Origin of the sequence: Clostridium lamae, from assembly GCF_033043255.1 — a bacterium.
Classification (GTDB): domain Bacteria; phylum Bacillota; class Clostridia; order Clostridiales; family Clostridiaceae; genus Clostridium; species Clostridium lamae.
Map to the genome: position 1 here is coordinate 37,389 of NZ_JASCQJ010000014.1, position 13,815 is coordinate 51,203.

Consider the following 13,815-nt stretch of genomic DNA (forward strand, 5'->3'; position numbering starts at 1 on the left):
GGGAGATAAACATATGAAGATTTTACTTACAGCTTTAAACTCTAAGTTTGTACATAGTAATTTAGCTGTTAGATATTTAAGGGCATATACAAAGGATATGAATTACGAATGTAAAATTAGGGAGTTTTCCATAAATGATAGAGAAGAAAAAATATTAGAAGAGATTATTATGGAAAGGCCTAATGTAGTGGCCTTTTCTACTTATATATGGAATATAGAAATGGTAAAAAAGCTTTCAAATTTAATAAAATTAGTAGATGAAAGCATAGAAATTCTTTATGGAGGTCCTGAAGTATCTTATGATAGTCAGAACATACTTAAAGAGTTAAATGGAGAATATATTATTGAAGGTGAAGGAGAAAAAACTTATAGAGAATTTGTTGAATATAAGCTTGGAAAAAGAGATGTGGAGTCAATTAGAGGGCTTTATTACAAATTAAATGGAGATGTTATTTCAAATGGTAAAAGACCTTTGATGAATATGAATGAGGTAGTATTTCCTTATGAAGAAGATGAAAATTTAGATAACAAAATAGTTTATTATGAAGCTAGCAGGGGTTGTCCATTCAATTGCAAATATTGCTTATCATCAACTATTCATGGAGTTAGATTCTTAGATGTAGACAGGGTTAAGAAGGAGTTAAAATACTTCATAGATAAGGAAGTAAGACTAGTAAAGTTTGTAGATAGAACTTTTAATTGCAATCATAAATTTACAATGGCTATATGGGAATATCTAATTAACCAAGATACTAAAACTCAATTCCATTTTGAAATTTCTGCAGATATATTAAAGGATTCTGAACTTGAATTGTTAAGAAAAGCACCTAAAGATAGATTTCAATTTGAAGTGGGAGTTCAAACTACTAATGATGAAGTTTTAAATAAAATAAATAGATTTGTTAACTTTAGCGATATAAAGGAAAAAGTAGATGAGCTTCTTAAGATAAGAAATATTAAACAGCATCTAGACTTAATTGCAGGTCTTCCTGGGGAGGATTATTTTTCATTTAAAAAATCATTTAATGATGTATATAGTATAGCACCAGAAGAAATACAACTAGGTTTCTTAAAACTTCTTAGAGGATCATCTATGAGGGAAGAAGCTGATGAGTATGGAATGAAATACTCACCATATCCTCCGTATGAAATACTAAGGACTAATGATATAAGTTATGAAGAGATTTTAAAGCTTAAAAAAGTTGAAGAAATGGTCGATAAGTACTATAACTCACAAAAATTCAATAACATAATAAAATATTTTGTAAATAAATTTGAGACGCCTTTTGATTTTTATTACGAATTAGGAAAATACTTTGAGCGTAAAGGCTATTTTGATAGAAATATTGGAAATAGTGAATATTATAGAGTATTTTTAGATTTTAATATGGAAATATTAAAAGAAGATAATTCTATATTAAAAGAAATTTTAAGATATGATTATTTAAGTTTTAATAAAAGGAGAGGTATACCTGACTTTATCGGTAGAAGCATAGAAAAAAGAGAAGAAGATGAGATTAAAGAAAAACTAAGAGATAGATATTCTTTTAAAGAGTATTATTTAGAATCTTTTAGTATAAATATTAATAAATTTAAAGATTCCTCAGAAATAATTAAGGAAAAAGATTATTTTATTTTTGGTTATAGCGGGGATATAATACATATTAATGATGATATAAACGCTATAGATAGAGAGTAAGTATATATTAAATTGATAAAAAATGATTGAATAAAATGAATAATTGTGATTATTCATACAAAAGAAGAACAAAAATGTTGAAAAAAGCGAGGAATAGTGTATAATATATAATAGTAAAAAGTAATTAATACTATATAAAACATTAATTACTATATTATTATTGTAATATAATAAAGGTGGTGAGATTTTGGCATTAGAAGCAATAAATGATATTAAAAGGGCTGAAGATCAAGCAGAAAAACTAATACAAGAAGCAACAGTCAGAGCAAAAGAAATAATAAAAAATACAAAAATAATGGCAGACGAGGAGTACACAAAAATTTTAGAAAGTGCTAATTTAAGAAAAAATGAAATTCTTGAAAAAGCAAAAAAAGATGGAAATATTGAAGCTGAACCTATATTAAATCAAGGTGAAAGAGATGTACAAGAAATAAAGAATATTTCAGCTGAAAAGAAAAATAATGCTATTAATTTAATCGTTGAGAGGATAGTGAAGATTCATGGCAATAGTTAAGATGAAGAAGTTCACTTTGCTTACCTTTGAATCTAAAAAGTCAGAACTTCTAAAAGAAATTCAAGGCTTATCTAATGTTGAGTTTATTAATTTGCAAAATGAAGATTTTCTTAAAAAATATGAATATTTGGAAAGTTTATCTAAAGATAGCGATGAAATAGAATGTTCTGATTATGAAGAAAATTTATCTAAAGCAAAATTTGGAGTTGAGTTTTTAACTAAATATGTTCCAAAGAAATCAGCCTTACAGGCATTAAGAGAAGAAAAATTAACTTTGACTTTAGATGAATTAGAGGAAAGATTTAATTCTTCTAACTGGTTAGCTAGCTATGAAAAAGTAAAACAAAAGGAAGAAGAATTAGCAAAGTTAGATTCAGAAGTAACAAAGTTACAATCTGAAATAGATACATTAACACCATGGGAAAATTTAGACATTGCTTTTAGTGAACTAGAAACATTAAAAAGAACATCTTATTATTTAGGAAGTATAGCTAAAGGTTATGAAGAAACGTTACTTCAAGAATTATCAGATTGTTATATAGAGATAATATCAAGAAATGCAAATGATATAAACATATTACTTCTAGCTAATAAAGAATATGATGAAAAAGTTACAGAAGTTTTAAGAAGTGTTGGATTTAATTCCTTTAAAACACAACAAAGTGATGTGCCATTAAAATTAATTTTAAATTACAAACATGAAATAGAAGAAATTCAATCTAAAAAATTCTTTGTTCAAGAAGAAATAGCAGACCTTGAAGAAGATTTGAAAAAATTAGAGTTAGCATATGATTATTTTGCAAGTAAAGTTGAAAGAAAAAAGGTTACTAGCAACTTTTTAAAGACTAAAAATGTTTGTGCAATCCAAGGGTGGATAGCTGAAGAAGACAGTGAGAACTTAAGAATAATATGCTCTAATGTTCTTAATAATGATTATTACATTGAATTTGAAGATGTTAAAGAAGATGAAATAGACGATGTTCCTATAAAACTAAGAAATGGAGAGTTAGTGTCTGCCTTTGAAAGTATAACAGGTATGTATAGCTATCCTAAATATAATGAAATAGATCCAACCCCACTTCTTACACCATTTTACTTAATATTTTTTGGTATGATGGTAGCTGATGCAGGATATGGATTAATAGTTTTATTAGGTTCATTTTTAGCACTTAAGTTCTTAAAATTAAGTGATAGCATGAGAGATTTTGCAAAGTTCTTCTTTTATTTAAGCTTTCCAATAATATTCTTTGGATTAGTTTATGGTTCATTCTTTGGTGATTTAATAGTTTTACCAACTCAATTAATTGATTCAAATAAAAATGTAATGACTATTGTAGTCTTATCCTTAGGATTTGGAGTAATTCAAATTTTCTTTGGACTATTTATTAAAGCTTATAGCTTAATAAGGATAGGAAAAGGGATGGACGCTTTACTTGATGCAGGATCCTGGTTAATTACATTAACATCAATAGGTGGAATTGCAGCAGTAAAATTCTTAGGATTACCAGAATTTTTAGGAACAGTATTTATTGTAACAACAATTATAGGTATGATACTTATAGTTATTGCTGGTGGAAGAAATGAAAAGTCTATTGGAGCAAAGGCTGGGCAAGGTTTATACAATTTATATGGTATAAGTGGATATGTAGGAGACTTAGTTTCATATACAAGACTTATGGCATTAGGCCTTGCAGGAGGTTCGATTGCAGGTGCATTAAACTTATTAATAAATACTTTACCAGGAGTAGCTGCAATAATACTAGGACCAGTATTATTAATCTTTTTCCATATATTCAATTTAGGATTGTCTTTACTTGGAGCATATGTTCATACAGCAAGACTTCAATATGTTGAATATTTCGGTAAGTTCTATGATGGTGGTGGAAAACCCTTTAAAGCATTTAAAAGTTCAGAAAAGTATATAAAAATCAAAAGAAATTAGGAGGAATTATAAAATGGAAATGTCATGGATTCAATTTTTAATAGAAAATAATGGGGGATTATTTTTTGCAGCAATTGGAGCAACCTTAGCAGTTGTATTATCAGGAATAGGTTCAGCTAAAGGTGTTGGTATAGTTGGTGAAGCAGCAACTGGTTTAGTTACAGAAGAACCACAAAAGTTTGGTAAAGCGTTAGTTCTTCAATTATTACCAGGTACACAAGGTTTATATGGATTCGTTATAGGTTTCTTAATATTTACTAAAATGACTTCAGGTATGCCATTTGAACAAGGTTTATATTTATTAGGTGCTGCTCTTCCAGTAGCATTTACAGGACTTTGGTCTGCAATATCTCAAGGAAGAGTTGCAGCAGCTGGTATTCAAATATTAGCGAAGAATGAAGAACATAACACTAAAGGTATTATATTATCAGCTATGGTTGAAACATATGCATTATTAGGTTTCGTTATATCATTTATGTTAGTAAATAAAGGATTCTAGGATTGGAGAGAATAGGCTATGGCAAATGTAAATAATCTAACTTCTAAAATCCTTAGGGATGCTGAAGAAAGAAAGGAAAGTATTCTAGCTTCTGCTGAAGAAGAAAAGAATAAAATTCTTTCAAAGAAAATAGCTAAAGCCAAGGAACTAGAAAAAGAAATTATAGATAAAGCTGAGGTTGAGGCTAAGAGTAGAAAAGAGAGGATTTTATCTTCTGCTTCTCTAAAGGTTAGAAATAATAAATTATCTGCAAAACAAGAAGTTATAAAAGATGTATTTGATAAGAGTATAGATGTATTAGCTTCTATCTCTGGAGATGATTTTTTAAGATTTATTAAGAATACTATACTTTCTTTAGGTGAAATAGGAGAACAAAATCTTATTTTAAATAAAGAAGGATTGGAGTTAGTTGATCTTACTTTTATATATGATTTAAATCAATCATTAGGAGATAAGGGAAATATAAAGCTAAGTCCAAAGGTTGGAAGTTTTAAAGGTGGATTTATTCTTGAAAGAAATGGAATAGAAATAAATAATACGTATGAAGCTTTAGTAAGTTCATTAAAAGATGAATTGGAGTTTGAAGTAGCAAACGTGTTATTTGGTTAAGGAGGGTAAGAAATGGATGTAATGAAGTTTACCCAAGCAGTATCAAGAATATGGGTTTTAGAAAACAGACTCCTTGATAAAACAAAAGTTGAGAGAATGATTGAATCCACTTCAGCTAGTGAAGTGCTTAGAATATTAAATGAAACAGAATACGCAAATGTTTCATCAAATGTAAAAAGAGCAGAAGATTATGAAGAAATCTTAACCGCAGAATTAAAAAGGATATATGATTTAGTTTATGAAATGAGTCCTGTTAAAGAAATTGTTAAGATAATGAGTTTAAAATATGACTATCATAATGCTAAGGTTCTTTTAAAGGCAAAAGTACTAGGTAAAGATTTATCATCAATGCTTATTAAACTGGGGAATTTAGACTTACAAGAAATTAAGCGTAAGATTGATTCTGATGATTTGAAAGGTATAGATGGCATAATAGGCAAAGGGATTCAAGAAGCTATGAAGGTCTTTGAAGAAACTAAAGATCCTCAAAAAATAGATATTATTATAGATAAATATATGTATGAAGAATTAGTAGAAATTAATAAGTCTTTAAATTATAAGTTTATAGATAACTTAGTTAAATCAATGATTGATTCTACTAATATAAGAACCTTACTTAGAATTAAAAAACAAAATAAAGGAAGAGGTTTTGCAGAAGAAGTAATATTTAATGGTGGAGCTATAGATAGTAATAAATTAATTTTATTACTAAATGAATCTCCAGAAAATATTATATCTAGATTACAAACTACTATTTATTCAAGCTTAATCAAAGAAGGATTAGAAGGATATATAGCTACTGATTCTGCAAGTCTTTTAGAAAAGTTAAGTGATAATTATATTATGCAATTAATGAAAGATTCTAAGTTAGTTACATTTGGACCAGAAAGATTATTATCTTATATTTATGCTAAGGAAACAGAAATAAAAGTGATAAGAATTATAATGGTTGGCAAGCTTAATAATATTGCTGAGGAAGTAATAAGGGAAAGGTTGCGTGATATATATGCATAAGAAAATAGGCGTAGTTGGAGATAAAGATTCAATTTTAGGTTTTAAAGCTATAGGAATAGATGTATTCCCAGTAGTAGAGCCTGAAGAAGCTAGAAAAGCAGTAGATAATTGTGCAAGAAATAATTATGCAGTAATATTTGTTACTGAACAAGTAGCTAAAAATATTGAAGAAACTATAGCACGTTATAATGAACAAATACTTCCATCAGTAATATTAATTCCAAGCAATCAAGGTTCATTAAATATTGGACTTAAGAGAATTAGTGATAGTGTGGAAAAAGCTGTTGGCGTTAATATTTTATAGGAAGGTAGGTTAGTAATTTGAAGACCGGAAAGATTATAAAGGTTGCAGGTCCCTTAGTTGTAGCTGAGGGAATGGAAGAAGCAAATATATTCGATATGGTAAAAGTTGGAGAAAATGGTCTTATCGGAGAAATCATAGAAATGAGAAATGATAGGGCATCTATCCAAGTTTACGAAGAGACTACAGGGATTGGACCAGGGGACCCAGTAATTACTACTGGAGAACCATTAAGTATAGAATTAGGACCAGGTCTTATTGAATCAATGTTTGATGGAATACAAAGACCACTTGATGCTTTTGAAAAGGCAGCAAATTCACCATTCTTAAAGAAAGGTGTAGCTGTAAAATCATTAAATAGAGAAAAAGTTTGGAATTTTGATGCTACTGCAAAAGTAGGAGATGTTGTAGAAGCGGGAGATATTATTGGAACAGTTCAAGAAACTTCAGTAATTCTACATAAGATCATGATTCCTTATGGAATAAAAGGAACTATAAAAGAAATTAAATCTGGAAATTTCACTATAGTGGATACAGTTTGTATTGTAGAAACTGAAAAGGGTGATAAAGAAATAACTTTAATGCAAAAATGGCCAGCAAGAAAAGGAAGACCATTTGCAAGAAAATTAAAACCAGAAGCTCCAATGACAACAGGACAAAGAGTAATAGATACATTCTTCCCAGTTGCTAAAGGTGGAGCTGCTGCAGTTCCAGGACCATTCGGAGCTGGTAAGACAGTAGTTCAGCACCAAGTTGCTAAATGGGGAGATACTGAAATAGTTGTATATGTTGGATGTGGAGAACGTGGTAATGAAATGACAGATGTTCTTAATGAATTCCCAGAACTTAAAGATCCAAAGACTGGTGAAAGCTTAATGAAGAGAACAGTTCTTATTGCAAATACATCAAATATGCCAGTTGCAGCTAGAGAAGCTTGTATATATACAGGAATAACTATAGCTGAATATTTTAGAGATATGGGTTATTCAGTTTCAATAATGGCTGATTCAACATCTAGATGGGCAGAAGCATTAAGAGAAATGTCAGGAAGACTTGAAGAAATGCCAGGGGATGAAGGTTATCCTGCTTATCTTGGATCAAGACTTGCCGATTACTACGAAAGAGCTGGTAAAGTAGTATGTTTAGGTAAAGATGGAAGAGAAGGAGCTGTAACAGCTATTGGAGCAGTATCACCTCCAGGAGGAGACTTATCAGAGCCAGTTACTCAATCAACTCTTAGAATAGTTAAAGTTTTCTGGGGATTAGATGCTCAATTAGCTTATAAGAGACATTTCCCATCAATAAACTGGTTAAATTCATATTCATTATATGCAGATACAATAGATGCTTGGATGAATGAAGAAGTTGCATCAGATTGGTCATCATTAAGACAAGAAGCTATGACTTTACTTCAAGAAGAATCAGGTCTTCAAGAAATAGTAAGCCTTGTTGGTATTGATGCATTATCTGAAAATGATAGACTTAAATTGGAAGTATCTAAATCAATAAGAGAAGATTATCTTCAACAAAATGCATTCCATGAAGTTGATACTTATTCTTCATTAGATAAGCAATATAAGATGTTAAAATTGATACTTCTTTTCAGAAAAGAAGCAGAGAGAGCATTAAAAGCAGGTGTTTATTTAAATAAAATCTTAGGTTTAGATGAAATTAGAGATAAGATTGCAAGAAGTAAATATATTAATGAAGATAATATAGATAAGATGGATGAAATTGCAGTAGAATTAAAATCTGCTATAGATACACTAATAACTGAAGAGGGAGGTGTTCTAGATGCTTAGAGAATATAAGACAGTAACAGAAATTGTAGGACCTTTGATGGTTGTTGAAGGTGTTGAAGGTGTTAAATATGATGAATTAGTTGAAGTAGAACTTCAAACTGGTGAAATGAGAAGAGGTAAAGTTCTTGAAATTAATGGAAGTAGAGCCATGGTTCAACTTTTTGAAGGATCATCAGGAATTAATTTAAAGGAAACAAAAGCTAGATTCTTAGGAAAGCCACTTGAACTTGGTGTTTCAGAAGATATGCTTGGAAGAATATTTGATGGTATGGGACACCCAATAGATAATGGCCCAAACATAATACCTGAAAAAAGATATGATATAAATGGAGAAGCAATTAATCCAGTATCAAGAGATTATCCATCAGAATTTATTCAAACTGGTATTTCAGCTATTGATGGACTTAATACTCTAGTAAGAGGACAAAAGTTACCTGTGTTCTCAGCATCAGGGCTTCCTCATGCACAACTAGCTGCACAAATAGCAAGACAAGCGAAAGTTTTAAATTCAGATGCTAACTTTGCTGTTGTATTTGCTGCTATAGGTATTACATTTGAAGAATCTCAATTCTTCGTAGATGAATTTAATAAGACAGGTGCTATAGATAATTCAGTATTATTTATGAACCTTGCATCTGACCCTGCTATCGAAAGAATAGCTACACCAAGAATGGCTCTTACTACAGCTGAATATTTAGCTTATGAAAAAGGAATGCATGTACTTGTTATAATGACTGATATAACAAACTATGCAGAAGCCTTAAGAGAAGTATCAGCTGCTAGAAAAGAAGTTCCAGGAAGAAGAGGATACCCAGGATATCTATATACGGACCTTTCTACTTTATATGAAAGAGCGGGAAGACTTAGAGGTAGAGAGGGCTCTATAACTCAAATTCCAATTTTAACAATGCCTGAAGAGGATAAGACACATCCAATTCCAGACTTAACTGGATATATAACTGAAGGGCAAATAATACTTTCAAGAGAATTATATAAGAAGGGTGTTGTACCTCCAATAGATGTATTACCATCACTTTCAAGACTTAAAGATAAAGGTATTGGTAAAAATAAGACTAGAGAAGATCATGCTGATACAATGAACCAATTATTCTCAGCTTATGCACAAGGTAAGCAAGCAAAAGAATTATCAGCTATTTTAGGTGAATCAGCATTATCAGATATAGATAAACAATATGCAAAATTTGCAGAAGCTTTTGAAGAACAATATGTATCACAAGGCTTTACAACAAATAGAAGTATAGAAGAAACATTAAATTTAGGATGGAAACTTTTAAAGATACTTCCAAGAACTGAACTTAAGAGAATAAGAGACGAATATCTTGAAAAGTATATGCCAAAGGGAGATGAAGAATAGCCATGGCAAGATTAAATGTCAATCCTACTAGAATGGAGATGTCTAAGTTAAAGAAGAGGCTGGTGACAGCTACAAGAGGACATAAACTTTTAAAGGATAAGCAAGATGAGCTTATGAGACAATTTGTTAATCTTGTCAAATATAATAATGAATTAAGGAAATCTGTAGAAGCAGAGCTTCAAGGAGCACTTAAGGATTTTGTTATGGCTAGAGCTGTTATGAGCTCAGAATTTTTAGAGGAAGCAATAGCTTATCCAAAAGAAAGTATATCTGTTGAAGTAGGAACTAAGAATATAATGAGTGTTAATGTTCCTAAAATGAATTTTCATAGACAGCTTGAGGGTGATGAGGGGAGTATATTCCCATATGGTTTTGCAACTACATCATCAGAATTAGATGATTCTATTGCTAAATTATATAATATATTACCTAAATTATTAGAATTAGCTGAAGTTGAAAAGTCTACTCAGTTAATGGCAGATGAAATAGAAAAAACAAGAAGAAGAGTTAATGCTCTTGAATACATGACAATACCTTCATTACAAGAGACTATTAAGTATATTAGAATGAAGTTAGATGAAAATGAAAGAGGAGCTTTAACTAGACTTATGAAAGTTAAAGATATGATACAAGCAAAAAACTAATAAAGTTATTGAATAATATAAAAAGAATAACAAAATATAAAATGGGTATAGAACTAAAATGAGTTTTATACCCATTTCTTAAATTATGCATTATGCATTACGAATTATGCATTAGCTAGCGTGTATTACGCATTCTCCACTGTTCATTCTGTATTATAATTTGAAATCATCCAAGTTTTATATTTAAATAGTCACTGTTTTGTCATTGATAAAAATAGTCGATAATAGTATAATTATAGAATATTATTTAACATAATAAAATAGCGTTTGAATTTTAAGGAGCATATTATGAGATATATTTTATCTTTCATATTAGCATTTTTAATAGTGTACTTTATAACACCAGGACTAATTAAATTATCTAAAAAATATAGTTTTACTGATAAGCCAACTAAACGAAAAAAACATGATAAAGAAACACCGCTTTGTGGTGGATTAGCTATGTTTATAGGATTTTTTATAGTGTACTTTATAACTAACAATTATACTATGACAGTAGAGAAAATTTGGATATTTGTAGGTTCACTTCTTATATTAGGTATAGGTTTAATTGATGATTATTTTAAAACTAGAGGAAAGGAATTTCCTATATATCCTAGATTAATTATACAATTGATAGCTGCATTTATAATATATAATGCTGGTATTGTTTTTAGAGGATTTATGAATCCTTTTACAGAGGAATACATAGTTTTATCGGGTTTTCTACAATTTGTATTGACTATTACTTGGATATTCGGAGTAACAACAGTCATTAACTGGTCTGATGGAATGGATGGACTTGCTGGTGGGTTATCACTTATTTCCTCTATAACATTTGCAGGAGCAGCAATTATATTAAAGCAAAGTGAATCTATCACGATGTCATTAATTGTTTCAGGAGTCACATTAGGATTCTTAAAATATAATAAGTATCCAGCAAAGATATTCATGGGAGATTCAGGAGCAAATTTTTTAGGATTTATATTAAGTATAATTGCATTAGATGGAGCATTTAAGCAAACTACTTTAATGAGCTTGTTTATACCTTTATTAGCATTAGCAATACCCATATTTGATAATATTTTTGTTATAATTAAAAGATTTAAGGATGGGAAACCTGTATATCAAGCAGATAGAAGCCAGATACATTATAGACTAGAGGCAAAGGGGTTTACACCAAAGCAAGTAGTAACATATATAAATATGGTTAGTTTAGCCTTTAGTTTAATATCAATTATATTATTATTAATAAAAAAATAATTATAAAATTCAGCTTAATGCTGAATTTATTTTATAAAAAAGTGTTTGAAAATTTTGATTATTATTAAAAAAGGATTTCATAATGATTATTATATAATAGTATTTTTTTACTTTTTTAGAGTAAATAAACAAAATTTCATGTATATTTTTTAAAAAAACACAAAAAAATGTATGGAAAAGAATAACAAGTGATAGTATAATTAGTGTATTGAAAATGCACATTATAAGTATACAGAGTTATTTATATTTTTAATGTAAAAGGTGAATGATTAATTATGTTTGAAACTATTATTATCTCATTAATATTTTGTAAAGTAAAAAAATTAAAAATAAAACCATTATTAAAAAACTGGACAATATATCCTGTTATTTTTATGGAGGTAATTTGTTTAATTATACAAGCTAATATATTTTCTGAAAATTACAATTTAATAAAGTATGTAGGCGTGGTGAAAACTTTATATCTATGTTCATATTTGCCATTAATATTTGTGTATAAACAATATGTTTCTGCGATTATAGGTTCAGTATTTGTAGTAGTTGGAGGAATATTAAATGATTTAGCTATTTGGGCAAATAATGGGTATATGCCTGTATTTCCAAGTCTTTCATATTTGACTGGATATGCAAAGATAGATTCCTTTGACAAAGTAAATGATATACATATATTAGGGGATTCTTTAACTAAACTAAAGTTTTTAACTGATATATTTGATATTGGATATAGTGTTCTTAGTTTAGGAGATATATTTATAAGAGGATTTGTATTTATAATTATATACAAATCAGTAAAGTATCTAAATTTAACTAATGAAAAAATTATTGACTAAATTAATAATGAAATAAAGAGGAGATTAAATATGTTAAGGTTGCAACCAATAGAATTTATATTAAGAGCTCTACCAGAAGCTTTTTTAGTTATATTTGGGATTTATGTTTTTTCCAAAACTGAAGTAAATAAAATAAAGTACTTAGTGACAAGTATATTATTCTCTCTAATAATATTTATCACTAGAATGTTGCCAATAAATTATGGTGTACATATGATTTTATCTGTATTATTCTTATTATTTATAGCAATTTGGTATAACAAGATAGATGTTGTTAGTAGCATAAAAAGTATTATGATTGTGTATTTTATACAATTAGTTTCAGAAGCTATAAATGTTTTAATTCTTAATATGTTGAATCTTGATTTAGATACTTTATTAAAGGATGCAGTTTATAAAAGTATTTTAGGAATTCCGTCCTTAATGATTACAGGAATTATAATATTAATTTTTTATATTTTAAATAAAAAGAGAAAGAAGTTTAAGGAATATGAATTTAGAGATATTAAGTAAAAGTATATCAAATAATTTAAAAGAGCAATTACAATTAGATGAAGATACTAGAAGTATTATTGAGTATGGAATATTTGCTTTTTTCCATATGGGAATATCCATATTACTAGTAGCTATATTTGGTGCGATTTTTAATGTTATGATTCAAGCTTTAATAATTTCTTTTACTGGAGCTATATTAAGAAAATTTTCAGGTGGAGCCCATGCAAGCACTTCGGGTAATTGTGCAATAGTAGGTGTATTAATTGCAGTTATTCCAGCTTATATACTTAAACATATAAGTTTAAATATCAGTTATATAAGTATTATAGGAACGGTATTATTTGTTATTTCATTTATTATTATTTATAAATTAGCACCAGTAGATAGCCCAAATAAGCCAATAAAAAAACAAGCAAAAATTAAAAGGTTAAAAAGAGGATCTATTATTATACTATCTGTTTATATGATTATAATAGTCTTTAATATGTACATCTACTATACATATAAAATTGGCATATTATTAGAATATTCTTCTTGTATATTTATAGGTGTATTGTGGCAAGTATTTACATTAACTAAATATGGTCACTTGGTAGTTAATAAAATAGATTCTTTATTTATAAATATTACTAAATTTATAAGGAGGGGTAAAAATGAAGAGGTTAAATAATAAAGTATTAATGGCAGTTGCAGCTTTTGCAACAGTAATTGCATCTGTAGTATCTACTTCAGCATGCTTCTGGGCTATGTATCAACCAGAAGAACCAAAAGCTTTAAGAGACGAATAAAAACTTTAGAATATGAAAATTTAAATAAAGATCGGAGATTTCCGGTCTTTATTTTAAACAC

At 28.7% G+C, this 13,815-nt stretch carries 15 protein-coding genes; all 15 read left to right on the forward strand.

Going from position 1 to position 13,815, the window contains the following annotated elements:
• The first annotated feature begins 13 nt into the window (after positions 1-13).
• Complete coding sequence (locus QK892_RS08850) at positions 14-1,699, forward strand: B12-binding domain-containing radical SAM protein (protein ID WP_317273184.1); 1,686 nt, start codon at positions 14-16, stop codon at positions 1,697-1,699.
• Positions 1,700-1,886: 187 nt separating this feature from the next.
• Positions 1,887-2,213 (forward strand): ATPase, encoded by a 327-nt coding sequence (locus tag QK892_RS08855; RefSeq protein ID WP_317273185.1) that lies wholly within the window; start codon positions 1,887-1,889, stop codon positions 2,211-2,213.
• Entirely contained in the window at positions 2,200-4,155 is a 1,956-nt protein-coding gene (locus QK892_RS08860) for a V-type ATP synthase subunit I (protein WP_317273186.1), read from the forward strand. The genes QK892_RS08855 and QK892_RS08860 overlap by 14 nt, the downstream gene beginning before the upstream one ends.
• A gap of 13 nt (positions 4,156-4,168) precedes the next feature.
• Entirely contained in the window at positions 4,169-4,654 is a 486-nt protein-coding gene (locus tag QK892_RS08865) for a V-type ATP synthase subunit K (RefSeq protein ID WP_317273187.1), read from the forward strand.
• Between the two features lie 18 nt (positions 4,655-4,672).
• Entirely contained in the window at positions 4,673-5,263 is a 591-nt protein-coding gene (locus QK892_RS08870) for a V-type ATP synthase subunit E (protein WP_317273188.1), read from the forward strand.
• Between the two features lie 12 nt (positions 5,264-5,275).
• Entirely contained in the window at positions 5,276-6,277 is a 1,002-nt protein-coding gene (locus tag QK892_RS08875) for a V-type ATP synthase subunit C (protein WP_317273189.1), read from the forward strand.
• Entirely contained in the window at positions 6,270-6,581 is a 312-nt protein-coding gene (locus QK892_RS08880) for a V-type ATP synthase subunit F (RefSeq protein WP_317273190.1), read from the forward strand. The genes QK892_RS08875 and QK892_RS08880 overlap by 8 nt, the downstream gene beginning before the upstream one ends.
• Before the next feature lie 17 nt (positions 6,582-6,598).
• Positions 6,599-8,380: a V-type ATP synthase subunit A gene (locus QK892_RS08885; protein WP_317273191.1), complete on the forward strand. Its 1,782-nt coding sequence runs from the start codon at positions 6,599-6,601 to the stop codon at positions 8,378-8,380.
• Positions 8,373-9,755, forward strand: a complete 1,383-nt coding sequence (locus QK892_RS08890) for a V-type ATP synthase subunit B (protein ID WP_317273192.1) — start codon at positions 8,373-8,375, stop codon at positions 9,753-9,755. Before QK892_RS08885 ends, QK892_RS08890 begins: the two co-directional genes overlap by 8 nt.
• Before the next feature lie 2 nt (positions 9,756-9,757).
• The gene (locus QK892_RS08895) at positions 9,758-10,399 is read left to right on the forward strand and encodes a V-type ATP synthase subunit D (RefSeq protein WP_317273193.1); all 642 of its coding nucleotides are present in this window, start codon (positions 9,758-9,760) and stop codon (positions 10,397-10,399) included.
• A gap of 288 nt (positions 10,400-10,687) precedes the next feature.
• Positions 10,688-11,641 carry an MraY family glycosyltransferase gene (locus QK892_RS08900; RefSeq protein ID WP_317273194.1) on the forward strand — a complete coding sequence of 318 codons (954 nt, stop codon included), beginning with the start codon at positions 10,688-10,690 and terminating at the stop codon, positions 11,639-11,641.
• 275 nt (positions 11,642-11,916) lie between these two features.
• Positions 11,917-12,471 (forward strand): DUF5317 family protein, encoded by a 555-nt coding sequence (locus tag QK892_RS08905; protein ID WP_317273195.1) that lies wholly within the window; start codon positions 11,917-11,919, stop codon positions 12,469-12,471.
• Positions 12,472-12,501: 30 nt separating this feature from the next.
• The gene (locus tag QK892_RS08910) at positions 12,502-12,984 is read left to right on the forward strand and encodes a hypothetical protein (protein ID WP_317273196.1); all 483 of its coding nucleotides are present in this window, start codon (positions 12,502-12,504) and stop codon (positions 12,982-12,984) included.
• Complete coding sequence (locus QK892_RS08915) at positions 12,962-13,636, forward strand: accessory gene regulator ArgB-like protein (RefSeq protein WP_317273197.1); 675 nt, start codon at positions 12,962-12,964, stop codon at positions 13,634-13,636. The genes QK892_RS08910 and QK892_RS08915 overlap by 23 nt, the downstream gene beginning before the upstream one ends.
• The gene (locus QK892_RS08920; RefSeq protein ID WP_047000973.1) at positions 13,620-13,754 is read left to right on the forward strand and encodes a cyclic lactone autoinducer peptide; all 135 of its coding nucleotides are present in this window, start codon (positions 13,620-13,622) and stop codon (positions 13,752-13,754) included. Before QK892_RS08915 ends, QK892_RS08920 begins: the two co-directional genes overlap by 17 nt.
• The last annotated feature ends 61 nt before the right edge of the window (positions 13,755-13,815 follow it).

Coding starts and splice junctions, on each gene's coding strand:
- QK892_RS08850 (WP_317273184.1), top strand. CDS start 14: ATGAAGATTTTACTTACAGCTTTAAACTCTAAGTTTGTACATAGTAAT.
- QK892_RS08860 (WP_317273186.1), top strand. CDS start 2,200: ATGGCAATAGTTAAGATGAAGAAGTTCACTTTGCTTACCTTTGAATCT.
- QK892_RS08865 (WP_317273187.1), top strand. CDS start 4,169: ATGGAAATGTCATGGATTCAATTTTTAATAGAAAATAATGGGGGATTA.
- QK892_RS08870 (WP_317273188.1), top strand. CDS start 4,673: ATGGCAAATGTAAATAATCTAACTTCTAAAATCCTTAGGGATGCTGAA.
- QK892_RS08875 (WP_317273189.1), top strand. CDS start 5,276: ATGGATGTAATGAAGTTTACCCAAGCAGTATCAAGAATATGGGTTTTA.
- QK892_RS08880 (WP_317273190.1), top strand. CDS start 6,270: ATGCATAAGAAAATAGGCGTAGTTGGAGATAAAGATTCAATTTTAGGT.
- QK892_RS08890 (WP_317273192.1), top strand. CDS start 8,373: ATGCTTAGAGAATATAAGACAGTAACAGAAATTGTAGGACCTTTGATG.
- QK892_RS08895 (WP_317273193.1), top strand. CDS start 9,758: ATGGCAAGATTAAATGTCAATCCTACTAGAATGGAGATGTCTAAGTTA.
- QK892_RS08900 (WP_317273194.1), top strand. CDS start 10,688: ATGAGATATATTTTATCTTTCATATTAGCATTTTTAATAGTGTACTTT.
- QK892_RS08905 (WP_317273195.1), top strand. CDS start 11,917: ATGTTTGAAACTATTATTATCTCATTAATATTTTGTAAAGTAAAAAAA.
- QK892_RS08910 (WP_317273196.1), top strand. CDS start 12,502: ATGTTAAGGTTGCAACCAATAGAATTTATATTAAGAGCTCTACCAGAA.
- QK892_RS08915 (WP_317273197.1), top strand. CDS start 12,962: ATGAATTTAGAGATATTAAGTAAAAGTATATCAAATAATTTAAAAGAG.
- QK892_RS08920 (WP_047000973.1), top strand. CDS start 13,620: ATGAAGAGGTTAAATAATAAAGTATTAATGGCAGTTGCAGCTTTTGCA.